The sequence below is a fragment of the Agrobacterium sp. CGMCC 11546 genome, assembly GCF_013365515.1.
In the GTDB taxonomy this organism is placed as follows: domain Bacteria; phylum Pseudomonadota; class Alphaproteobacteria; order Rhizobiales; family Rhizobiaceae; genus Agrobacterium; species Agrobacterium fabrum.
Genome location: NZ_CP047387.1, coordinates 223,550 through 244,465, shown reverse-complemented (window position 1 = coordinate 244,465; position 20,916 = coordinate 223,550). Strand labels below are relative to the sequence as shown.

At 57.7% G+C, this 20,916-nt stretch carries 35 protein-coding genes; 22 read left to right on the top strand and 13 right to left on the bottom strand.

Going from position 1 to position 20,916, the window contains the following annotated elements; translation table 11 throughout:
* Positions 1-123 precede the first annotated feature (123 nt).
* From GSF67_RS01300 to GSF67_RS01245, 12 genes are all read right to left on the bottom strand, one after another.
* Positions 124-462, bottom strand: coding sequence for an HNH endonuclease signature motif containing protein (locus GSF67_RS01300; RefSeq protein WP_035215321.1), 339 nt, complete (start codon positions 460-462; stop codon positions 124-126).
* Entirely contained in the window at positions 459-713 is a 255-nt protein-coding gene (locus GSF67_RS01295; RefSeq protein ID WP_006313002.1) for a hypothetical protein, read from the bottom strand. Before GSF67_RS01295 ends, GSF67_RS01300 begins: the two co-directional genes overlap by 4 nt.
* A complete protein-coding gene (locus GSF67_RS01290; RefSeq protein WP_006313001.1) occupies positions 710-1,246 on the bottom strand; it encodes a hypothetical protein in 537 nt (178 codons plus the stop codon). The genes GSF67_RS01295 and GSF67_RS01290 overlap by 4 nt, the downstream gene beginning before the upstream one ends.
* Complete coding sequence (locus tag GSF67_RS25960) at positions 1,247-1,855, bottom strand: hypothetical protein (protein WP_006313000.1); 609 nt, start codon at positions 1,853-1,855, stop codon at positions 1,247-1,249.
* Between the two features lie 77 nt (positions 1,856-1,932).
* Complete coding sequence (locus GSF67_RS01275; RefSeq protein WP_006312999.1) at positions 1,933-2,520, bottom strand: hypothetical protein; 588 nt, start codon at positions 2,518-2,520, stop codon at positions 1,933-1,935.
* 2 nt (positions 2,521-2,522) lie between these two features.
* Complete coding sequence (gene dnaN, locus GSF67_RS01270) at positions 2,523-3,647, bottom strand: DNA polymerase III subunit beta (protein ID WP_006312998.1); 1,125 nt, start codon at positions 3,645-3,647, stop codon at positions 2,523-2,525.
* Between the two features lie 4 nt (positions 3,648-3,651).
* Positions 3,652-4,002: a hypothetical protein gene (locus GSF67_RS01265; RefSeq protein ID WP_006312997.1), complete on the bottom strand. Its 351-nt coding sequence runs from the start codon at positions 4,000-4,002 to the stop codon at positions 3,652-3,654.
* Entirely contained in the window at positions 3,999-4,166 is a 168-nt protein-coding gene (locus GSF67_RS01260; RefSeq protein ID WP_006312996.1) for a hypothetical protein, read from the bottom strand. The genes GSF67_RS01265 and GSF67_RS01260 overlap by 4 nt, the downstream gene beginning before the upstream one ends.
* 11 nt (positions 4,167-4,177) lie before the next feature.
* Positions 4,178-4,309 carry a hypothetical protein gene (locus GSF67_RS26200; RefSeq protein ID WP_006312995.1) on the bottom strand — a complete coding sequence of 44 codons (132 nt, stop codon included), beginning with the start codon at positions 4,307-4,309 and terminating at the stop codon, positions 4,178-4,180.
* Between the two features lie 64 nt (positions 4,310-4,373).
* The gene (locus GSF67_RS01255) at positions 4,374-4,607 is read right to left on the bottom strand and encodes a hypothetical protein (protein ID WP_128821972.1); all 234 of its coding nucleotides are present in this window, start codon (positions 4,605-4,607) and stop codon (positions 4,374-4,376) included.
* Positions 4,608-4,670: 63 nt separating this feature from the next.
* Positions 4,671-4,862, bottom strand: coding sequence for a hypothetical protein (locus GSF67_RS01250; protein ID WP_006312993.1), 192 nt, complete (start codon positions 4,860-4,862; stop codon positions 4,671-4,673).
* A gap of 498 nt (positions 4,863-5,360) precedes the next feature.
* Positions 5,361-6,056, bottom strand: coding sequence for a helix-turn-helix transcriptional regulator (locus GSF67_RS01245; RefSeq protein WP_035215318.1), 696 nt, complete (start codon positions 6,054-6,056; stop codon positions 5,361-5,363).
* A 7-nt stretch (positions 6,057-6,063) separates the two neighbouring features.
* On the opposite strand from GSF67_RS01245, the gene GSF67_RS01240 reads away from it, so the two are divergent.
* From GSF67_RS01240 to GSF67_RS01185, 12 genes are all read left to right on the top strand, one after another.
* Positions 6,064-6,363 (top strand): YdaS family helix-turn-helix protein, encoded by a 300-nt coding sequence (locus GSF67_RS01240; RefSeq protein WP_083815870.1) that lies wholly within the window; start codon positions 6,064-6,066, stop codon positions 6,361-6,363.
* 220 nt (positions 6,364-6,583) lie between these two features.
* Entirely contained in the window at positions 6,584-7,078 is a 495-nt protein-coding gene (locus GSF67_RS01235) for a hypothetical protein (RefSeq protein WP_006312990.1), read from the top strand.
* Entirely contained in the window at positions 7,075-7,296 is a 222-nt protein-coding gene (locus GSF67_RS01230; protein ID WP_006312989.1) for a hypothetical protein, read from the top strand. The genes GSF67_RS01235 and GSF67_RS01230 overlap by 4 nt, the downstream gene beginning before the upstream one ends.
* Positions 7,296-7,514, top strand: a complete 219-nt coding sequence (locus GSF67_RS01225; protein WP_006312988.1) for a DUF6525 family protein — start codon at positions 7,296-7,298, stop codon at positions 7,512-7,514. The genes GSF67_RS01230 and GSF67_RS01225 overlap by 1 nt, the downstream gene beginning before the upstream one ends.
* On the top strand, positions 7,514-9,091 hold the full coding sequence (locus tag GSF67_RS01220; protein ID WP_006312987.1) for an MT-A70 family methyltransferase: 1,578 nt from the start codon (positions 7,514-7,516) through the stop codon (positions 9,089-9,091). Before GSF67_RS01225 ends, GSF67_RS01220 begins: the two co-directional genes overlap by 1 nt.
* Positions 9,088-9,834, top strand: coding sequence for a hypothetical protein (locus GSF67_RS01215; protein WP_006312986.1), 747 nt, complete (start codon positions 9,088-9,090; stop codon positions 9,832-9,834). The genes GSF67_RS01220 and GSF67_RS01215 overlap by 4 nt, the downstream gene beginning before the upstream one ends.
* Positions 9,831-10,367 (top strand): hypothetical protein, encoded by a 537-nt coding sequence (locus GSF67_RS01210; protein ID WP_006312985.1) that lies wholly within the window; start codon positions 9,831-9,833, stop codon positions 10,365-10,367. The genes GSF67_RS01215 and GSF67_RS01210 overlap by 4 nt, the downstream gene beginning before the upstream one ends.
* On the top strand, positions 10,364-10,657 hold the full coding sequence (locus tag GSF67_RS01205) for a hypothetical protein (RefSeq protein WP_006312983.1): 294 nt from the start codon (positions 10,364-10,366) through the stop codon (positions 10,655-10,657). The genes GSF67_RS01210 and GSF67_RS01205 overlap by 4 nt, the downstream gene beginning before the upstream one ends.
* Complete coding sequence (locus tag GSF67_RS01200; RefSeq protein WP_006312982.1) at positions 10,654-11,874, top strand: helix-turn-helix domain-containing protein; 1,221 nt, start codon at positions 10,654-10,656, stop codon at positions 11,872-11,874. Before GSF67_RS01205 ends, GSF67_RS01200 begins: the two co-directional genes overlap by 4 nt.
* Positions 11,861-12,517, top strand: coding sequence for a transcription termination/antitermination protein NusG (locus tag GSF67_RS01195; RefSeq protein ID WP_006312981.1), 657 nt, complete (start codon positions 11,861-11,863; stop codon positions 12,515-12,517). Before GSF67_RS01200 ends, GSF67_RS01195 begins: the two co-directional genes overlap by 14 nt.
* 224 nt (positions 12,518-12,741) lie before the next feature.
* On the top strand, positions 12,742-13,050 hold the full coding sequence (locus GSF67_RS26280; protein WP_035215317.1) for an HNH endonuclease signature motif containing protein: 309 nt from the start codon (positions 12,742-12,744) through the stop codon (positions 13,048-13,050).
* Positions 13,051-13,134: 84 nt separating this feature from the next.
* Positions 13,135-13,611, top strand: a complete 477-nt coding sequence (locus tag GSF67_RS01185; protein ID WP_006312979.1) for an AraC family transcriptional regulator — start codon at positions 13,135-13,137, stop codon at positions 13,609-13,611.
* On the opposite strand, the gene GSF67_RS25985 is transcribed toward GSF67_RS01185, so the two are convergent.
* Entirely contained in the window at positions 13,592-13,945 is a 354-nt protein-coding gene (locus GSF67_RS25985; RefSeq protein WP_244399839.1) for a hypothetical protein, read from the bottom strand. The genes GSF67_RS01185 and GSF67_RS25985 overlap by 20 nt on opposite strands.
* Between GSF67_RS25985 and GSF67_RS01180 the strand changes: the two genes are divergently transcribed.
* From GSF67_RS01180 to GSF67_RS01135, 10 genes are read left to right on the top strand one after another with little or no spacing between them, the layout of a single operon-like run.
* Entirely contained in the window at positions 13,878-15,329 is a 1,452-nt protein-coding gene (locus GSF67_RS01180) for a terminase large subunit domain-containing protein (protein ID WP_244399837.1), read from the top strand. The two genes, GSF67_RS25985 and GSF67_RS01180, sit on opposite strands and share 68 nt — an antisense overlap.
* Positions 15,329-16,603, top strand: a complete 1,275-nt coding sequence (locus tag GSF67_RS01175; protein ID WP_006312977.1) for a phage portal protein — start codon at positions 15,329-15,331, stop codon at positions 16,601-16,603. Before GSF67_RS01180 ends, GSF67_RS01175 begins: the two co-directional genes overlap by 1 nt.
* Positions 16,560-17,186 carry an HK97 family phage prohead protease gene (locus tag GSF67_RS01170; RefSeq protein WP_371814445.1) on the top strand — a complete coding sequence of 209 codons (627 nt, stop codon included), beginning with the start codon at positions 16,560-16,562 and terminating at the stop codon, positions 17,184-17,186. Before GSF67_RS01175 ends, GSF67_RS01170 begins: the two co-directional genes overlap by 44 nt.
* Positions 17,187-17,226: 40 nt before the next feature.
* On the top strand, positions 17,227-18,498 hold the full coding sequence (locus GSF67_RS01165; protein WP_006312975.1) for a phage major capsid protein: 1,272 nt from the start codon (positions 17,227-17,229) through the stop codon (positions 18,496-18,498).
* A gap of 60 nt (positions 18,499-18,558) precedes the next feature.
* Complete coding sequence (locus tag GSF67_RS01160) at positions 18,559-18,987, top strand: hypothetical protein (RefSeq protein ID WP_006312974.1); 429 nt, start codon at positions 18,559-18,561, stop codon at positions 18,985-18,987.
* The gene (locus GSF67_RS01155; protein WP_006312973.1) at positions 18,987-19,544 is read left to right on the top strand and encodes a head-tail connector protein; all 558 of its coding nucleotides are present in this window, start codon (positions 18,987-18,989) and stop codon (positions 19,542-19,544) included. The genes GSF67_RS01160 and GSF67_RS01155 overlap by 1 nt, the downstream gene beginning before the upstream one ends.
* Positions 19,544-19,741, top strand: coding sequence for a hypothetical protein (locus GSF67_RS01150; RefSeq protein ID WP_006312972.1), 198 nt, complete (start codon positions 19,544-19,546; stop codon positions 19,739-19,741). The genes GSF67_RS01155 and GSF67_RS01150 overlap by 1 nt, the downstream gene beginning before the upstream one ends.
* Positions 19,725-20,063 (top strand): head-tail adaptor protein, encoded by a 339-nt coding sequence (locus tag GSF67_RS01145; protein WP_006312971.1) that lies wholly within the window; start codon positions 19,725-19,727, stop codon positions 20,061-20,063. Before GSF67_RS01150 ends, GSF67_RS01145 begins: the two co-directional genes overlap by 17 nt.
* Positions 20,060-20,476, top strand: a complete 417-nt coding sequence (locus GSF67_RS01140) for an HK97-gp10 family putative phage morphogenesis protein (protein WP_006312970.1) — start codon at positions 20,060-20,062, stop codon at positions 20,474-20,476. Before GSF67_RS01145 ends, GSF67_RS01140 begins: the two co-directional genes overlap by 4 nt.
* Positions 20,473-20,895 carry a DUF3168 domain-containing protein gene (locus GSF67_RS01135; RefSeq protein ID WP_006312969.1) on the top strand — a complete coding sequence of 141 codons (423 nt, stop codon included), beginning with the start codon at positions 20,473-20,475 and terminating at the stop codon, positions 20,893-20,895. The genes GSF67_RS01140 and GSF67_RS01135 overlap by 4 nt, the downstream gene beginning before the upstream one ends.
* Positions 20,896-20,916 lie beyond the last annotated feature (21 nt).

Here is a 20,916-nt window from a genome sequence, read left to right as displayed (position 1 = left end):
GCATGTCGCGACCTGATATGCTACAGAAACCATGCTCACGCGCAACCTTGGCGATATAGCGTTTTGACATACGCAAATGGTCGGCTGCTTCTTGCAGGGTGTGAATATTTCCAACGGGTCCGGTCAAGTTCTCACCTCCTCGCACCGCAAGCGACGGGCTTCCTCGCGACGGAGCGCGTTACGCTTGCGCGTCACCATCTCCAGATGATCGGAGTTAGGGTTGACGCAAAGCCGGTTGCGGCATTTGTGGTCCAGTTCTTTTTTGCCCGGAATATACCCATGCTCGTTGGTCCACATCGCAATGTGGACGGCGACCGTTTGTCCGCCGAGTGACATACGCGGATATCCGTGGCCACGTCCGGTGGTGCCAGACGTGGGGCCTGTCCAAATCCAGCACCCGGTTTGAGCGTCAATGCGGACGCGGCTCATGATTTTTTCGCGGATTGATTGACGGCGGCTCATCGCGCGCCCTCCGTCAAAAACTTGGTGGCTTTAAGGTCAATAGTCGCCATGGCTTCTTCAAGCTCGCGAGCGGTGTAAGTCGCCCGGTCGGTCTTAAATTCAGGAATGCCAAGCGCCCAAAGGCAATTCTCCGCACGCTCTCGCGCCCATCGCTTTTGAGTCGGGCCAAGAGCGTTTTCACTGAAAGCGGTAAGTGCGACGAAACAGAAACGCAGAACGTTTGCCTTGTTCTCGGCGGTCGCCTTTTTCATTTGCCGCCCTCCGACTTAGCGCGGTAGCGCGCTTCGGCTTCGCCTTTTAGTCGAAGGCCCGTAACGCAACCACAATACCCCTGCCACGCGCCGTCGCGCCCGTGCATGTCGCCTTCGTCTCCGCAGACGGTGCAATAGTCATCGTCGGGTCCGGTAAAATCGAGGTCGTCAAGGTAGTCGAGTTCTGCCTCCGCCTCTTCATTGGCGCGACGAATGCAAGCTCCGCAGACCCGGTAGACCGGCCCGCACATGCCTTCTTCATAGTCTCGGGCCTCGCGCAGATCGTCCGCAAAATGCCTGCACCAATCGCAATTTCCTTTGCGATCCTCTTTTGCTTCGTCGGATTTCATATACGCCCGGTAGTCGTCAGAACATTCCTGGCACATGTCGATCATTTCGCAGCCGAAGGAATCCGTTTCGCCCTGAATGCGAGCGACGGCGGGTCGACCCGGGTGTTGATCGCATGTCATGCCCTCGGGAACCGCGTGCGACCTACCCGGCAAGCTGGAGATGGGTCCGGTAACTTCGGCCATCTATTTGCCCTCCTGCTTTGCGGGTGCTGCGGGGAGAGGTTCGAACCGACCGTCGTGGAATTCGTATTCGGGGCGAACCCACGTCTGCTCATCTTCACCGCGATAGACCACGACTTTCTCATTATCGAGGTCGCCATCGACTTGGAGCCGGCCGCGCGCCGTCACCGTGTATGTCGAACCGCGCTTTTTGTGGCGGTATTGCTCCTCCGTCACGTCCTGCACCTGTGCGGAGAGGGTGGCGTTCATCTGGCCGGCAATTTCATCGGCCGCCACGACGCGCAAAGTTTCAGAGCATTCGTCGCAGCCAAGAACGAAATTGCACGATATCTCATTCGATTTCAGGCGCCCATCAACAGCCATCGAATTGACACGGTTTGACGTAAACCAGCTATTCAGATTGCCCCCACAGTTCTTGCATGTCGTCTTTTCAGCCTTCACAGCAACGGATGGTGCGGTCTGTTCCGGGCGGTCGTAGACGGGGAAGGCGCGCGGATCGCTCTTGTCGCTAATCCACATTGCGCCAAAGGGTACATTCTGGACGGGCGTTTCTTCGCCGTGCCGCAGCCATGCTATTGGATCGGCACCCGTTGCGGCATTTTTCTCGGCCAAAACACCATCCTCATAGCCGCGTCTATATACGGCGTCCCATCGACGTTTTTGCCGGTTCAGTTTTGCGCGAGCGCTACTCATTCGCCCGCCCTCCGCAATGCGTAATAAGTCTCAAGGAAGATTTCGGCGGCGCTGTGCGGGTTTTCCCAAGGGAAAATCTCCGCGTCGAAAGGCTCAATGCCGTTCAGCATTCCCCACGTTTCGCCCCGCGTCGGCATGATGTCCCGCTGTTCGGTCGCCAGCATGCGCAAGTCCAGATGCTTGATGTATGCCGGATCGGTCATGTTCACACCGAACCGGACGAAGCCCGCAGCTTCGCAGCGTTTCTCAATCCGCTTGTAATCCGGGCATTGTGATTTCAGTGGCGCATTCATATCGCCGCAAGTGACCTCACCAATTTCATGCAGCAAGGCTGCGACCTTATGGCCGGGCTTTGCATGCCCTGCCATCACGACGCAATGTTGCGAGATGGGATAGAAGACGCGCTTGCCGGTGCGACGGCTGACGCAATGCCCGGTAAAGCGTGATTGAAATGAAAGGCTGTAGGCCACGTCCTCAATAGTGAGTTCGGCCGCTTCAGGGTTCGCGAAGTCAAAATAGGTGCCGGAACCGAGCAGGATTGTCGGGCCGGCGACGTGCCGGATTGGTGTTGCTTGGTCTGTCATAGCTAAACCCTCATCGGCATGACGATGTAATCTTCGTCAGCGTCGTTATCTGGCGTGAAATGGCCTGGCGCTTCGGGGTCTTTTCCGAAGAGCAAAAAGGAGGTGGTTGAAATGCTCTCCAGCGTGTCTTTGACAAAGGAAGCATTGAAGCCGCGCCGGAATTCTTCGCCCTCGTAGTCGATATCGAGGGTTTCCGTGGCGGCTTGGCCGTTGTTGGTCACAAGCTCGATGCGCATCTGTCCGCTGGAGACAAAGAACTTCGTCGCTGACGTTTTGATGTCGCCAGAGATTGCCGTCACGCGGTTGAGCGCCCGAATGACGTTGGCGCAGTCCGCCCGAATGAAAACGCCGCCACGGTCGGGAATTACGCGCGTGTATTCAAGGAAGGTGCCGTCCACCAATCGTGAGGTGACGAGATAGTCTTCGCACTCAATGACGATCTTGTTCTCATTGAGGTAGACGCGGCACACGTCCTTGGACTCGCCCATCAGCCTGCGGAAAATGTTCACGGTCTCGGTCGGTATCGTCGCCGGCTGAAACTCCGTCAATTCGGCCGGCACGACGCGCGAAACCGCGACCTTCAAGCCATTGCATCCGGCGACCGCCAGCTTTCCAGAGGGCAACGCATGAACATGCGCACCCATCAAAAAGGGCCGGTCTTTCATGTTGACGTTGAATGCGAAGGCGACCTTGCGAAAGGCTGCATTCAAAACGGCCGCGCCAATCGCAAAAGCGAGTGGTGGCCTCTCCCTGCCCATGGAAGGAAAATCCGACGCTGGCAAGAAATGAAGATTGTAGCGTGATCGGCCACTATGGATGGCAACCTGCCCCGGACCTCTGCCGGCCTCAATCGAGATTTCCGCGCTCTCTGGCAGGTTTTTGACGATGCCGTGCACTTCTTCGAAGTTGATAGTGAGCGCTTGCCCGTTTCCAGCTTCCAGCAGATCGCACTGCGTTTGGACTTCGACGCTCAAATCCGTGCCGCGCACAGTCATCCGTTCCCCCTCGGGCTGGAGGAGAACGTTTTGCAAGATCGGGATTTCATCCTTGCGCGGAATGGCATCACGGACAGCGCCGAGCGCCGCCAGAAACTCCGTGCGATGAATACGGAAGAATAATTCTGCCATTCCCCTACCCCCTGCCGCGCGATAGCAGATCGGCAACGCGTTGTTCGTGCTGGGGGGGGGCGAAATCGAAATGGCGAAATAGAATGTCCATTGCGTCCGCAATGTCGCCTTCGGCCATCCGGCGATAGGCCAGCTCGACATGGTACATGTCGCTGTCGTCAAGCTTGTTGAGCTTGTCGTAGGCGGCAATGATATCGTCTTTATCAAGATCGCCAATCACGACGTCTACCTTCGCCTTAAAGGCAAGGTCGGAAAGGCTCGCAGCGTCCAGACGGTTTTCTTTCAGCCATTCAACAATGCGATTGTCGTTGTCGTCGGCGCTGAAATCGACGGTGATTTCCTGATTAACGATCATTTGCGGATACCTCGCACGATACGGACGGAACGAATGAGGCCGGGCCGCTCTTTGCTGGCTTTGGCCTCAGCACGGAGGGAGTTTTCAGCCGGCGTGGTGACAACCACGCCATCCATGAAGGTCACGCGGAAAACAGGTTGCGGTGGTTTTCTGTGGGGTTCCATGCACCGAATCCTCAGAAGTAGCAGGAAGCTGCGACGTAACCGCAGGCCAGCAGAGCTGCGGCGCAGACGCCGACGATGGTTTGCAGCACGCGGATTTCGTGGGCTGCTGGGGGTGTGCCGATAATCGGTGAAATGAAAAACATGCAGTGATCTCCTGTCATCCGTTCGGGAAGCCGCCCCATGGGAGGCGGAAACCGGAGCGGATGCTCAACACTCACGCCAATCGTCATCGCGTGCGCTGGAGGCGTGAGGCGGAGAGGGTGCCGCGCCAAGTTGAACTAATGCGGCCTCAAGTTCGGCAATCTTGTCCTGCGCCTCGCCCTCTTTTCGGCGCGCTTCCCTTGCATGTTCCTCGTAGGTTTTTGAAGCGATCACTGCCGTGGCTAGCTCGCCCTGAATATGTTTGATTTTGTTACGTAGCGCGTCGATGGCGACCTGCATTTTTTTAGGCTCCAGAAGTTTGATGCTGTTGGATGATGGCCCGAAGGCCATCGCCCAACGGCATCAGGCCGCAGCGCGCGCGTGTTGGACGCGCATGTCGTGAGCGCGGGCAATAGCTGCGTCGCCGCAGCGGCGGACTTCGTTTGTCGTGAACCATTCACGCAGGTCGGCTTTCGTGCAGCCTTCGCCTACGCGCAGGATGGCGTCCGCCATGGCCTGCGTAAGTTCGTTGTCATTCGCGGTTTTGATGTGCATGCCGAGTCTCCATCCTCTTGAGGGAGCCGGGCGGCCTTTTCACATTTCGAGGGTGCGCCGCCCGGCAGTCTAGCCAAGCCGCAGAGAGGTTTAGCGGTTTGGATGGCGGCAATAGTAAGCATAGCTTTAAAACTAGTGCAAGCCATACTTTAAAACAAAAGCGCTAAAAAACGATTCGACAATAAGCAAAAAAGAATCAATCATAGGAACTAAACGAGAACAGAACGGAGAGAATTGAGATGCATTCTGGTGCCGCAGCAACGCTTAGTCAGGTACTCTCGCTATCTATTGAGTGCGGCGATTGCGGACGTATGCGCTGGCGCAAGCCACAGGAATTGTATCGCTTAAAGGGTATCGGCCCATCGACACACATACCGGACTTGGGCGGACGGCTGGTTTGCTCGTCATGCCAATCTGAGGGACTAGACGGCCGCAACGTAGTTATTCAGGCCGCCTTTTCTTTCGAAGATGATCGCATCAGGGCCGAGGCTTGGCGTATTAATACCCTAGCAGCTCGCGCAGCGGGATGATGCGCCACATACTCTTGATGGCGTAACCGTCAAAATCGAGTTCCTTGGGCGGATTATATTGCTCGCAGATTACCTTGCCTTTGGTGCGGGCCTTGAGTTTTTTGACGTAGGCTTTGCCGACGGTTGCGTCGTCTTCAGGGTACATTTCAATAACCACATGATCGCCGGGGACCGGCTCTCGCCCGCCGCAGTAAATAAGTTCACCGGGATCGTATCGCGGAATCATGCTCTCACTTAAGACGTGCAAAGCAAAAACTTTTCTAAGGTGTGCGATTCCTGGAGGTCTCCGAACGTAGCCGGACACTTCACCATTCAAGGTGAAGTCGCCGTCATCTCCCCCAACGGCAACGCCGAGAACTTCCACGTCCATAGGTCCGGTTGGCGCGGGTCCGAAATCTGTCACCTGCTCGGCATCTGCGAGATTTTCTTCGTCATCCAGATATCTTAGGTCGCCGTTGCTCAGGGCAACTGGATCGATTCGGAGCTTTCGCGAAATCGCCTGCAAATGCTCCATTGCGATTGCATTTGCTCCGCGTTCCCAATTGCCAACCGCTCCGGTGCTAACGCCCCCAGCCTCGGCAAGATCACGCATGACAAGGCCCCGCCGAATGCGAGCAGTTCTAATAGCTTGGCCAATTTTTTTTCGAAGTTCGTTCTGATCCATAGGCTGGATGAAAGGTGAACTTTCATCGTCCGTCCATTTAAGTATAGCTTGCATCGGTTTTAAAGCTGTGCTTTTAATCGCGACCATGGAAACAGACCTTAATCGACAAGGGGTAATTGCTTTAAAGAGCGCCGCAAATGGCGCTACCGCAATTGCGCGCGTCATTGGGGTTACGCCACAGGCGGTTGCTCAATGGAAAGCCATACCGCCCGAGCACGTCCTTAAACTTGAGCGAACTTTCGGAGTGTCTCGCCATAAGCAGCGACCCGACGTTTTCGGATCCAGCGAAATGGAGGCGGCAGAATGACGCGCTCCATTTATCTTTCGCGCGGCCAATCCTCCCGGCCTGCTGCGACCCGCGCCGGGGTGTGCTTCTCCGGTCATTCCGGCGCGGGTAACTCTCGTTTTGCATGCGGGCCTCCGTAGGCTTCTGACTCCCGCTCACCTTTGCATTTTTGCGCATCCGCGTTCGATGAGAATTTTTCGGAAAAATTCTCATTGCGCTTTCGCTTGTCTGGAGCTTGGCAATGAAGAAAGAGGAATACCAAAATCAGCCGTGGTTCCGCCCAATCAAGGGCGCGCAGCGCGACCTTATCAAGGCTGTGGGCGGGATGGATCGCGCGGCGCTGCTGCTTGGCCGTTCAGTCGGACAAATAGGCCGATACAACAACTGGCATGATCCCGACTTAATGGCGCAATGGGAAATCATCGTGCTGGAAACAGATTTGGGCCGGCCTGTTGTCTCACGCACCATGGCCGTGCTGACTGGCGCAAGCGTCCTCGACCCAGCCGGCGAAGCTCGCGGCCGTGACTGCCTCCACTCAGGTTCCGCCAAGTTGATGGCGGAACACGCCGAATTCTTTTCGGCCTATTCGGAAGCCGCCAGCGATGGCCAATTCTCAGACCGGGAAATGCTGGAAATGCTCCCCAAAGCCGAGGACGTGCGGCGCTCTGCGGATTCGCTTGTTGCGAAAATTCACCGAATGCTTGCAAAGGCGATCTCAAAAGGCGGTGAGGAATGACCGGCCTTTCCCTTTTCAATCACTCGATTTCGGAACGGGATCGCGCATTTCTCCGTAGCGTTTCACATGCGGGCGGTTCGCGTGATGTGCTCGACGGCGAAGCGCCGGCCGCCGCACAGTGCATGATTGCGGGTTTTGTCCGGCTCGAAAAGTTCCGGCGCGTTTACGTGACGGACGAAGGACAAGCATATCTCGACCGACTGGCGAGGGCGCATTGATGGACAACGCGCCCTTTCAGCCCGAAACCCTGACCGTGCGCATGGCTCGTTTCGACGCGTTGCCTCCGGCCGTTCGGCAAGTCATCAACCTTGCTTCGTTTGAGTTTCACCCTGGCATGGCGGAACGTCTGCTGCGGCGCGGCGCTTCCGACCATGGTTGTGCCGCCCGCCTCGCCATAACTGACCGTGGCCTCTCTGCCCGGAAAGGTGGTGCGTAATGGCGGCGCAATCTCTCCCCATGCCCAAAAGCCACGGGCTTTCGATCATCGCCGCTGCGGTTCGCGATGGCGAGTTTCGATGCAGGGGCGCGAACGACACGATTTCAGCGTCTTCGGCTATGGCGCATCGCTATCTGACGCGTGACCCGAAGGACGGCAATCTCTTCCGTCCCGGCGAAAACGCTGTTGCCGTTCTGGCTCGCGCTCGCGAGCTGGGCAAGCTCCCGAACGCAGATGCGCTTGATAATCCAGCGATGAAAGTTGCCGTCGCGCGCGATCCGCATTCCATTGATGCGGGCAACCGGCTGCGCGATCTGGATGAAAAGACCGTCCTTGCTCTTATGGATGCCTTCACGCGCGCCGGCCAGCGTCAGCCCATCGAAGTCTACGGCAAACAATCGGATGCCAGCGTCAAACTCGGTGCTGGCGGACACCGGCTGGAAGCTTGCCGCCGCCTCGGCATCAAGGTTCTGTGCTTCCACCATGACGGTGATGAGCTTGACCGGCAGCTTTGCGAGATTGATGAAAACCTGATCCGCGCCGATCTGACTCCAACCGACCGGGCACTTTTCCTTGCGCGCCGGAAGGAGATTTACCTTATCAAACACCCGGAGACGGCACGCGAAGCGAGTTTGAAAAAGGGTGTAAATCTCCCGTCTCGCCAAGTTGGCGAAACGGCAAATCGTTTCACGGCGGCTACAGCCGAAGCGACCGGGCAGAAAGAGCGCACCATTCAGCGCGACGTTGAGCGCGGCGAGAAAATCTCGGCCACAGCCTTGCAGATGCTGCGCGGAACCCGGCACGATAAAGGAGTGACGCTCGACCAGCTCAAGCGGCTGGAAACTCCGCAGGCGCAAGAACAGTATGCGCGAGAATTGATCGCGGCGGACAAGGCAATTGCTGCCGAAAGTAAGCAAATCCGTACAGCAATACAGGCAAGCAACCGGCAGTCGCGCATCCGCCTCGTTGGTCTGATTGCCGAAACTGGCCGAAAGTCGGGCGGCGACCTCCCGCGCCGCGCCTATGCCATCGGCTATGCTGACCCGCCTTGGGAGCAAGAGGCATGGAGCGACGTAACCGGACAGGATAAGGGTCTTAGATACCCCTCCATGTCGGTAGAAGAAATCAAGGCGCTCTGCGCTGGCGACAAGACGCCGTTCACGCCGGATGCCGTGTTGTTCCTTTGGGTCACAGCAAACCGCGTTCCTGATGGCATCGCCGTCTTGAAGGCGTGGGGCTTCGAATATGTGACCTGCATGGCATGGGACAAGGTGCACATCGGTATGGGCCGGTGGGTGCGGGATCGGCATGAACTGCTGTTGATCGGCAAACGCGGCAAGATTTCGCTTGCGCCAGAAATGGGAACGCAGCCCGAAAGTCTCTATTCCGAACCCAAAAAAGAACATAGCCGCAAACCGGAATGGTTCGCTGCGCAGGTCGAGCGGCAATGGCCGTCTCTCCGCAAAATCGAGCTTTTCCAGCGCCGCGACAGTCTGGCGGAAGGCGATATCCGTCTGAATGGCATGTGGGACTTTTGGGGCAATCAGGCCGGCGCACCGGAAGGCGGTGCGGCATGAACAGTCATTTTTCGCGCACCCACATTGCAGCAAGCGCGCCGATGAAAATCCTTATCGGTTGCGAAACGTCCGGCGTCGTGCGCCGCGCTTTCGCTGCTCTTGGACATGACGTCTGGTCCTGCGATCTGCTACCCGCTGAGGACGGCAGCAACCGCCACCTTGTATGCGATGTACGTGATCTACTACACAATGATTGGGACCTGCTGGCGGTTATGCATCCGCCCTGCACAAGGCTATGCAATTCCGGCGTTCGCTGGCTTAGCGAGCCGCCCAAAAATCCGCCAAACGAAGCGTCGGCGAGAGAAAGCGCCGTTTGGCATTCTCTGTCCCGCGAACAAAAGCTTGTCATTATGTGGCGGCTCCTGAATGAAGGCGCGGCGCTGTTTTCTGAATGCTGGAACGCGCAAATCCCTCGCGTGGCCGTCGAAAATCCGATCATGCACAAGCATGCGAAACAGCGCATCCGAAACTATGCGAAGCCGGCACAAACGGTGCAGCCGTGGTGGTTTGGAGAGGAGGCATTCAAGGCTACATCGTTCTATCTTCGCGGTTTGCCGACGCTGCTCGAAACGAAGCGCCTTGTGCCGCCAAAGACCGGCACTGACGAGCATAAGCGCTGGTCGCAAGTACACCGTGCCCCTCCGGGTCCGGATCGCTGGCAGCTTCGATCCAAGACATATCAAGGCATTGCCGACGCAATGGCTTTGCAGTGGGGCGGTTATGCACTTGAGGCGGCCGCATGAGAGACCATCAAGCCGAGGAAAAGAAAGTTGAACGGGTGCGCTACCTCGCGGATCGATTGACCGGCGATCAATGGGTGGTCGAAACCGACAATGATCAGATGCACCTAGTCGCGTTTCGCCGCATGGACGAAGCGACCATCATCGCGACCTTCAGCAAGAATGCCTTGTCGCACGAAATCGAGCTGATTGCTTTGGGGCTCGACGTGGCTCGGATGCTTCTTGATGTGGGTGAACGGGCAAGCAGGATCATATCCGCCCTTCGGCGCGCCTTGGGCCATGAAGACCGCAAGCCGCGCGATAAGAACTATGCTGCCAATGCAGCCATCCTCTGCGAGGAGCCGCTGTTTCATCGATATTTGGAGCGCCGCGATCCGACACGCGCCATTCACAACAGTGACCATGCCGACACGACGCTCAAAAAGCTAATCGGCATTACCAGCAAAAAACAACTCAACACCGAAGTACGGGCGCAGACAGATTTTCGCAATCTGCGCGCGGACTATCAGGCATGGAAAGAAAGGGGCCGGGCATGACAGGAATTTCGCCGGTTGTCGAAGAATTGCAGGATTGCGCCAACGATGCAGAACGGGCGCGGTGGCTGCTGAAAATACCGGTTGTTATGCTCTACCGCGAGCAAACCGCCATCTATCGCGCCCTGCGCACCGCCCGGTTCGCACGGGGCGAAGAACTCGTAGACATCGAGATTTCGGCGCTCCTTTCTGTCCGTGACCGCTTCGGGCGCTTGCCGGCCGAAGTAGAGGCGACCATCAGCGCCGCACGCAGCTTCATGGAAGCCGTGGCGCGGAAAGGCGGTGTCGCGTGAGCAGCGAGGCAACAATCCGGCGTGGGGTGAGAAATGCGCGCTACTCCGCAATTCCGAACCATGTCCTTGAGGATAAGCGGCTTTCCATGGATGCGCGGTGGCTGCTTTGCTACCTCCTGTCCAAGCCGGACAACTGGACTGTTGTTGTTGGTGATATCAGCAACAAGGGTGGCTGTGGCCGCGACAAGGTGCGCAAGATGATCGCGGAACTTGTTGATGCCGGTTATGCAGAGCGAGACCAGACGCGCGACGAAGGCCGTTTCAGCGCCGCCAGCATGGTGATTTTCGATGAACCTCGATCCGCCGCTGAGCAAAGCCAGGCCGAAAGTGTGGCATTTCTACCGCAGCCTGAAATGCCGTCGCCGGCAAAACCGTCGCCGGTAACGCCGTCGCCGGCAAAATCGGCACATAGTAATAACTTAGATTCAGCAAATACTGATTATCAGCAAGAGGGAGATGCGCGCGAGGCTGTTTCGGAAGGGGAAGAAGACCCGAAGGCGGTGGCCCGTGCATTCAGGCGCTGGTACGGCGATTGGCCGACACGGAAGGTGGACAGCGCCTACGCCGCCGAACGCGCTTGGCAGGCCCTGACACCGGATCAGCGTGCGGACTGCATCATGAAATCCCCGCTCTACATCGAACGTGCCAATGCCACGAAAGGCGTGAAAGTGCCTTGGGCTGGCCCGTACCTGACCGGGAGAGATTGGGAAAAGCTGGACGATCCGAAATCGGATGTGGCGCTGCCTGTGGTGCACGGCCCGTTTACGAGGGCTTGGCACGCCCGGCGCTGCGCGGAACTGGTCCAGCCCATTGCGTCTGTCATGCCGCAGCTCGCGCCGTTCTTGCGGCGGATCGTGGATGCTGGCGGCGAGAAGGCGGAAGCGACCTTGCGGGACCATCGCCGTAAATACGGTTGGCCCAAGGTCAATACGATGGATGAGCGTGCTGGTGACCGGAAGGGCGTCACGGTTGCGCCTAGCGTTTTCAGAGTATCTGAAGTTTTCGAGAAAGCGCATCGCGATGGCGAATTGGCGCAGGCTTGGGCGCGACTATTCGACCGGGCCGGCCGCCCTTGGCCTCCTGTGCCGCCCGGCGTTGAGTGGCTGTTCTTTCCTCCCGTACCGGCCGAAGTGACCGATTTGGATATAGCGGTAGCGGAAGCGTGGGCCGCATTTGAGACAAACGTTAACGAGGGACGCAACGATGATGCAGCATAGAGGCAGTCTTTTGGGTGGTGTCGTCTCGGATAGCGGCCTGATCAAGCTTGCGCGCATTGCCGACGAACAGGCAGCTAAGCTGCGCTGGTTGTCCATGGCGAGCCGTCGAATCGTTGCAGACTATCCGAATCATGCGCGATGGATTTGCCTCCGGGTAATGACCGGTCGGGAAAAGGCTGTGCAAAAGTCGCTGGAAGCCCTCGATATTGAAGCCTTGGTTCCGACGCGCCGGGGCAAGGTTCATCACCGACGCGGCCGGGTAATCCCGGCTTCTGATGTCCCTGTGCTTATCGGTTATGCCCTTGTGCGTTGTGTGTATTCGACAACGGCGATGGCAGGCCTTGAAACGGTCGAGCATGTTATTGGTGTGCTTGGCGGCTGGGAAACGCCGGTTCCTATCAGTGAGGAATATGTCAATAAATACATAGAGAAGGCGGCGACGGGAGCTTATGACTACGAACGTCCGGGTATCATCGTGAGGACTGGCGAGAAGGTGCGAGTTACCGAGGGACCGTTCGGCGGGATTGCCGGTATTGTCATCACAGCACCCACCGATGGGGTCGGTGACGCCGTGATTGAAATCACGCTGATGGGAAAGCCAGCGCCGATGCTGGTGCCTCTTGCAAACATCGAGAAGGTGTGACTATAGGTTGGTTACGGACGAGCTGATGATCCTGCTAGTGAGCTTCTGAAAACGCGGTAGAACGCGGGGATGACAATCCCGAGGTTGGTACACCGGTCAGCCCCCGCCTTGATGATCCCCAATATAAGAGGATCGATTCAAGGCCGGTGCGCAAGCTATGTCCATTCCATGGCGGACCAATTTGAAAAGCGATCCTCCGGGGTCGCTTTTTTCGTTTAAGAGATATGGGCAAACTCTCCTCTCTCCCTTCGCGCCTCGGCAGGCTACCGGATCGTATCGGAACGCCACCAAAGAAAGCCGAGAACTTCTATCAGTCATCGGAGTGGCGGGCGCTCATGTCATCCTTAAAACGGACGCGCGGCAACAGATGCCAGCGCTGCGGATCAACAGGCCGGATCATCGGTGATCATATCCATGAGCGGAAGGATGGCGGTGCGGAGCTTGATCCGGCCAACGTCGAACTCCTTTGTTTGCCCTGTCACAACACGAAGACGGCGAAGGCCAAGGCTGCAAGGGCGGCTGGCCTGACCTGACCCCGATGGGAGGGGTGGGGTCGATCTCTCGGAAGGCGACCGCCTCCGCACCGCCGTCCCTCTCATGCGGAGATTTTTTTTCGGATGGACGAGAATTTTGACCTGTTTGGCCAGCCGATTTCAGACCGGCAGGGCCTACGCGGGAGGCCGCCGTATGTGGCGACTGAAAAAGACCGCAATAAAATCAAACTCTTGCTGGCTCTCGGTTGGTCAATTGAAAGAATGGCCAACGGTATCGGTGTCTCTCCAGCGACTTTGAAGCGGCATTTTAGAGCCGAACTCAAAGTTCGGACCAAGATGCGCGATGGGTTGGATGCCCGACGATTTGAGATTGCCATGGGGCTGGCAAACGCCGGCAACGTCGCGGCGTTGAAGGAACTCGGCAAAATGATCGAGAAGAATGACGCCATGGTGGCGGCCCGCGCCTATCGCGGCGACGACGACGAAGAAGCGAAACCCGAAAAGATCGGCAAAAAGGAACAGGCGCAACTCGATGCCCAACAGGCCGAGCAAAGCGATGCCTGGGGCGACGATCTGCAATTCAGAGGAAGGGTGAATTGATGGCTCTTTCCAGCCCCAAGGCAAAGATAGACCGCGATTGGTCAACGGCATGCCCGGACTGGAAAGAACGGATCATGCAGCGCAAGTCTCTCGTTCCGAAGTTGCCGCTGTTTGATTTCGAGGCCGAGAAGGCGCTCCGCATTTTCAAACGGCTCCGGGTGCCGGATATCATCGGCCAGCCGACATATGGCGAGGCGTGCGACGAATGGGTGTTTGACCTTGTACGGGTCATCTTCGGCTCTTTCGACGTGGAAGCCAAGCGGCGTATGATCCGTGAATTCTTCTTGCTGGTTCCGAAGAAGAACGGGAAGAGTTCGATAGCCGCCGCGATCATCGTTACCGCCGCAATCCTGAATATGCGGCCGGAAGCGGAATTGCTGCTGATCGCACCGACGAAGAAGATTGCGGAAATCGCCTTCCGGCAGGCAATCGGTATCATTAAGCTTGATAAGCAGCTCACGGCGCTCTTCCATCCGCAGACGCACCAAAAGACGATAACGCACCGCACTTCCGGTGCGATCATCGTCATCAAGGCTGCGGAGGCCGACGTCATCACAGGCAGCAAGGCAACTTTCATCCTGATTGATGAGTTGCATGTGTTCGCGCAGAAGCCACGCGCCGCCGACCTGATGACCGAAATTCGCGGCTCGCTGGCTGCGCGGCCGGATGGGTTCCTGCTCATTATCACGACGCAATCCAAGGCCCCGCCAGCCGGGGTCTTCAAGGATGAACTGAATATCGCCCGGCAGGTACGCGACGGTGAATTGAAGCGTTCGCTTCTGCCGATCCTGTACGAGTTGCCGTTTGAGGTTGCCAATGACAATGGCTGGCGCAATCCCAAAACATGGGGAATGGTCAATCCGAATCTCAACCGTTCCGTGGACGAAGCGTTCCTTGTGGACGAGCTGGCGGCCGCAGAAGAAAAAGGCCTTTCCGCCCTTTTGTTGTTCGCCTCGCAGCACCTCAATGTTGAGGTTGGGCAATCACTCGGCGGCTGGCGCGGTTCGCACTTCTGGAAAGATCGGTCGCTACCGAAACTTGTCAGTCTCGAATATCTTCTGGAGCAATCGGAAGTCGCCACGGTCGGAATCGATGGTGGCGGCCTTGATGACCTCTTAGGACTGGCTGTTCTCGGACGCCATCGCGTTACGCAAGATTGGCTCTGCTGGGTCCACGCATGGTGTCAACGCGATGTTCTGAACCTCCGTAAAGATATCGCGGCCAATCTTCTCGATGCTGAAAAAGAAGGGTCGTTGACGTTCTGCGATGATGCCACGGCTGACATCGTCGGCGTGGTGGAAATCTGCAAGAAGGTCCGCGATGCCGGTTTGCTGCCGGACGAATACGGAATTGGCCTCGACCCGCAAGGCGTCGGCGCAATGGTTGATGAGCTGGCGCGCTACGGTATTGGCCGGCCGCTCGTCACATCCGTGCCCCAAGGTTTCCGGTTGTCCTCGGCAGTCTGGAGCCTTGAGCGGAAACTCAAGGACAAAACCTTCTGGCATGCCGGGCAGGGTCTCATGACGTTCTGCGTGGGTAACGCCAAGGCAGAACAGCGTGGCAACGCCGTTCTCATCACCAAGGAAACCGCAGGTAAAGCGAAAATCGATCCGCTCTGCGCTCTCTTCAACGCAATCAAACTGATGGAAGTTGGCCCGGTCGCTGCGGCTACAGTCGCGTCACCTTGGGACGATCCTGATTACACGATGGTGGCCTGATGGGTTCCAAGAAAAAGAAACTAGAGAAGCGGTCCGCTTCTCTGGAGTCGCAATCCATTCCTGTCAGTGCCGAAAACTTCATGGAGTTTTTCGGCGTCGGCGGCATGGGCGGCTCGCTCCCTTCGGTGACGATTGAAAGCGCGCTCAAGGTGCCAGCGGTACAGGCGGCGGTTCTCTTCCTTAGCCGGACGCTGGCATCGCTGCCTCTTCATGTTTACCGGAAGGCTGAAACCGGGCCGGTGCGGCACGGCGGCAAACTCGCCGCCGTGATCGAGGAAAACCCGAACGACGAGATGGATACCTCCAAGTTTCGCCGTTACTTTTGGGAACAGGTCTTCACAGGCGGACGCGGCCTTGCATGGATAGAGCGAAAAGGCGCAAGCGTAGAAGCGATATGGCCTATCGATCCCGGCTCCTGCTCGGTTGTTCGACGTGGCGGAAAGCTTTTCTACAAGTTCGACGGGAAAGAGTACCCGGCCGCTGATGTGATCGATATTCCGTTCATGCTCAAGCGCAACATGGTCAACCATCGTGGCCCTGTTGCGATGGCAGAAAAGGCCATTCAGCTTGCCTTGGCAATGAACGATTACGCATCAAACTTCTTCGCTGGCGGCGGCGTCCCGCCTCTCGCGCTGGAAGGTCCGTTGCCAGCCAATGCAGAGGCAATGAAGCGGGCGCGGTCAGATGTGAAGCGTGCCGTAGAAGCGGCACGCGAAGACCACCTGCCGCTTGTGCAATTGCCTTCGGGTTACAAGCTTACGCAAGTCGGTTACGACCCTGCGAAGGGGCAGATGACCGAGGCCCGGCTCTACCAGGTGCAGGAAATCGCGCGTGCTTGGCAGATACCGCCTAACTTCCTGCAAGACCTGTCCCGCGCCACCTTTTCGAACGTCGAGCAAAACGACCTTCATCTGGTGAAGCACATTATCAGCCAATGGGCCATCGCCCTAGAAGGTGAGCTAAACCTCAAGCTGTTCGGAAGGTTCTCGACCCGTCGCTATGTCCGTCACAATCTCGACGGCCTGATGCGTGGCGACTATCTGAGCCGGCTTCGCGCTCTTGCAGCGGGCGTAAACGCGGCGCTGCTGACACCGAACGAAGCGCGGGAAATCGAAGGGCGACCCAAGAACCCCGACCCCGCCGCCGACCGCCTGCATATCCAGAGCGGCACGGTTCCAATCGGAACGAACACTGCGGGCATGGGCCATAACGGCGGTCCGCCTCTTGGTGATGATACCAACGAAAATCAGGTGGATGATGACCGGCAAGATTGAACGGGAAATACGCGCTCTTGTCCGCCCGGTGGAAACAAGGGCGGACGGTGAAAAAATGACGGTCGCAGGCTATGCGGCAGTCTTCGGGCAGGAAACGGATATTGCCGAAGAGTTCATTGAGGTTATCGAGCCGGGAGCGTTTAGGCGCTCGATCAACGGCGAAGATGTCCTTGCGCTCTACCAGCATAACCCCTGCTGCATCTTGGGCCGGAAGTCAGCCGGAACACTCCGGCTACAAGAGGACACCAAGGGTTTGGCGGTTGAAATCGACCTGCCCAACACCACCAATGGCCGTGATGTCCGCGAACTTATCCATCGCGGTGATATCTCGGGCATGTCATTCGGCTTCTACGTGCCGGACACAATTTCCGAGAGATGGGATTTCTCGGTCGATCCGCCGCGTCGGCGCATCCTGAATGTTGAGCTTTATGAGGTCTCGATTGTGGCGAACCCCGCCTATTCGGGAACCTCCGTCGCCTTGCGGTCGCGGGACAATGCCCGCGCCGCCTCTGAAATCCGATCGATCCTGCCAGCGAGCCGCTTGCGGATGAAAGTCGGTATCGACCTCGCGCTGCGGAAATAGCCGCGCTTCCTTTTTGCCTCACCACAACATGGAGATTTTTATGTCGCAGAAACTCAAAGAACTGCGTGAAAAGCAGGCGCGCATTGTTACCGAAGCGCGTGAACGCCTCGATAGCATCGGGGAAAACACCGATGCTGCCCGCGCTACCGAACTCGAAGGCCAGCACGATGCGGCAATGGCCGAATATGACCGGCTTGAGGCGCTCATCAAGCGCGAAGATGACCTCGTAAAGCTTGAGCGCCGCGAAGATGAGCGCCGCGCGCAGCAGCGCCCCTTGCGCGACACGCCAGAATATCGCGCCTCCGACGATCCGCAGGGTGGCAAGGTTGAATATCGCAGCGTCTTCGCGAAGGTCGTTTGCGGTGTCGATCCTTCCGAGCTGACGGCGGAAGAACGTTCCGTTCTCCGCAGCGGCGCGACCAAATTCGAAACCAGAACGCAGGTTGCTGGCGTTGCTGCCGCTGGCGGCTATACCGTGCCGACTGAGCTTGCGAACGAAATCATCAAATCGATGAAAGCGTGGGGTCCGCTCTACGACGAAAACATCTGCACGGTGATCATGACCGCGAGCGGCAATCCTATGGCCGTGCCGACCGTTGACGACACTGCAGAAGAAGCCACCGCAAAGGCCGAGGGTGCCGATGTTGCGGACGACAATAGCGGCGATGTCGAGTTCGGACAAAAGCTGTTGGAAGCATTTGTCTACGCCACGCCGTTCGTGAAGTGGTCCTTTGAACTCGATGCTGATTCCATCTTCAACATGGAACAGCTTCTCGGTTCACTGGTTGGCGAGCGCCTTGGCCGGATCGGCAACCGTCGCCTGACTTCTGGCACCGGCAACGCACAGCCGAATGGCGTGGTTACGGCGTCCAGCGAGGGTAAAGTGACAGCCGCCGTCAACGGCTTTACTTGGGATGATGTCATGGACCTGGAGCATTCGGTCGATCCCGCATATCGCGGCTCTCCGAAGTGCCGCTACATGTTTCATGACAAGGTGCTTGCCGCCGCGCGCAAGCTCAAGGACGGTCAGGGCAACTACCTCTGGCAGAGGGGCGACGTGCAGAAAGGCACGCCGGACAGTTTCAACGGCAGGCCTTATTCGATCAACCAGCATATGGATGAAATCGCGGCGGACAAGCGCATCATGGTGTTCGGTGACTTCTCCAAGTACTTCGTCCGCAAGGTTGGCTCTCCCGTTATCGGCGTGTTGCGCGAACGCTTCTGGCCGCAGGTTGGTATTGCCGGCCTGATCCGGTTCGATGGTGAGCTGGGAGATACTGCTGCCATCAAGCACCTCAAAACCGCTGCTTAATCTCGGCTTTGCAAGGCGGGCGCGACATAGCGCCCGCTGACAAAACCGATGGAGGCTCACATGAAAATCAAAATGCTTTTAGGACTAGCTGGTGCGAATTTCTCGCTCGCGCCGGGTGATATCCCGCCTGACGGTCAGTTTACCGAAAAGGAGGCGGAGCGGCTTGTCGATGCCGGTTTGGCGGAATGGGTGAAGGATGGTGAATCCTCCGAAGTCACTCTTCGGCTGGCGCTCGATAACGAAAATCTGCTCAAGGAAATGGCGGAGCTTCGAACCCTCGCCACGCGACTTGAAGAAAGCGAAGCGCGGATTGTTGTTCTCGTCGGCGAAAACGACGCGCTCCAGCGCCGGGCGGAGGATGCTGAGAAATCGCTTGCTGAGGCGGCCGAACGTGGGGGCGCGCTGGAAGGCCGCATTGCAGAACTTGAAAAAGCGCTGGGCGACGTCGCGGCCGATCAGGGCAAGAAGAGCAAATCGGGGGCCGGCTGATGTGGTATGCGGCGAATGCAGTAGCTAAAGACCCGGATGCGCTGGCTGTTCCGCTTGCTGACGTTAAACTGCGCCTTAGCGTCGATCATTCGGACGATGACGGTTTGCTTTCCGATATCGTCCGTGAAGCAACCGCTTACGTCGAAAGCTATTGCAACATCCGGCTCACGCCGCAAACGCTGACCAGCCAGTGTGATGGTTTTCGGGACTTCCGGCGACTTCCTGATGGTCCTGTGTTCATAGGTGCCATCAAGGAAATCGGTTATGTCGATCAATCGGGCAACCCGCAGACTGTCGATGCGGACAGTTACGGCCTTCAGCTCGATGGGCTGGAAGCATCGGTTGTTCTCAAGGCTGGTCACGTCTGGCCTTTTCCGCGTTTTGGCGAACGCATCACGGTGACGGTCGATGCGGGTTACGTGGACGGCATTCCATACGAAATCCGTGCGGCGATCATGGCGCGCGTGGCGTCAATTTACCGGGGACGCGAGAACGCGCCCATGGGTGAGTGGTCGGACTTCGATTCCCTGTTGATCAATTTCAGGAGGGGCGCGTGATGGCTCACGTTCGTTTCACGGCCGATTTCGATTATCGGCCTCCGGTGTTCGGCGTGACGCTCGCTTACAAGGCCGGCTGGTCTGGCCCTGTAAAAAAGGAGTGTGCCGATCAGGCTGTCGCGCAGAAAAAGGCGGTACGCATCAAGCCGCCGCCCCGATCTGCCGGAAAGGTGACCGAAAATGCTCAATGCAGGTGATCTCAGGGAGCGGGTCGCGCTCGATAAGCGGCAAACCACCAATGATGGTGCGGGAAATCATCGCTCGGATTTCGTGCAGCAATTCGAACGCCGGGCTATGTTTGTGTATGCGGGCGGCAGCGAAGCTGTGATGGCGGAGCGACTTAGTGGCCGGTCGATCCTCAAAATCAGGCTGCGCAGTGATAGTCAGACGAAACGGATCACGTCCGATTGGCAATTGCGCGATGCCCGGCGCGGTACCATCTACGCGATCCGTGAGGTTGATACAGTAACGGACCCGCTTTGCATCTATCTGGTTGTCGTCAGCGGGGTAGCTCCATGAAAATCATCGGCATTGAAAAGATGATGCGCCGCCTTGAGCGCATTCCCGATGAGGTGCGCCGGCGCGCGAAAGCGGAGCTGATGTTGGGCGGCCGTGAAATCAATATGCTTCAACGCTCGCTTGCGCCGAAGGATGATTTGACGCTCGCCGGCACCATTCGTTCCGAACCGTTGCCAGACCCGCAGATTGGCGTTGTCATTCTGGCGGGCGGCGAGGCCACCACAAAGCCGGTACGCGAAACCGAAAAAGGCAATTCGCCCGAATACGATTATGCGCTCGCGCAGGAATTCGGCACGGAAGATATGCCGGCGAACCCGTTCTTCCGGCCAGCCATTCGCGTGAAGAAAAAGCAGGTCCGAAACCGCGTTCGCGCGGCCGCCCGGAAAGCACTTAGATCGGCGGCCAAGAAATGAGCGACCCAGCCCTTGCAATTCAAACGGCGCTTGTCGGTCAGTTGACGGGTTTGGCGACGGAGGCCGGCGAGCGCGTCTATGACGATGTGCCGGCCGAGGCGCAGCGGGAAGCCGAAACGGGCGACGCTTGGCCTTACATCTCACTCGGCAACGGGCAGATGGTGCCGGTTGATGAAGAATGCTTTGACCGTTCTTCGAACTACATTGATGTTAATGTTTGGTCGCGTGAAATCGGTTTTCCGCAAGTGAAACGCATCGCTGGCGCAATCCGCGCCGCGTTGCACGAACAAGAGCTGGCGATTGCCGGCCACGTCCTCGACCGGATGCGCGTCGAGAACATCGCATATTCGCGTGACCCTGACGGCATGACCCGCCGCGCGCGCATCGAATTGCTGATTGAAACTCATCCAGCAAACTGACCCCCAGCAATCTTATCAAAC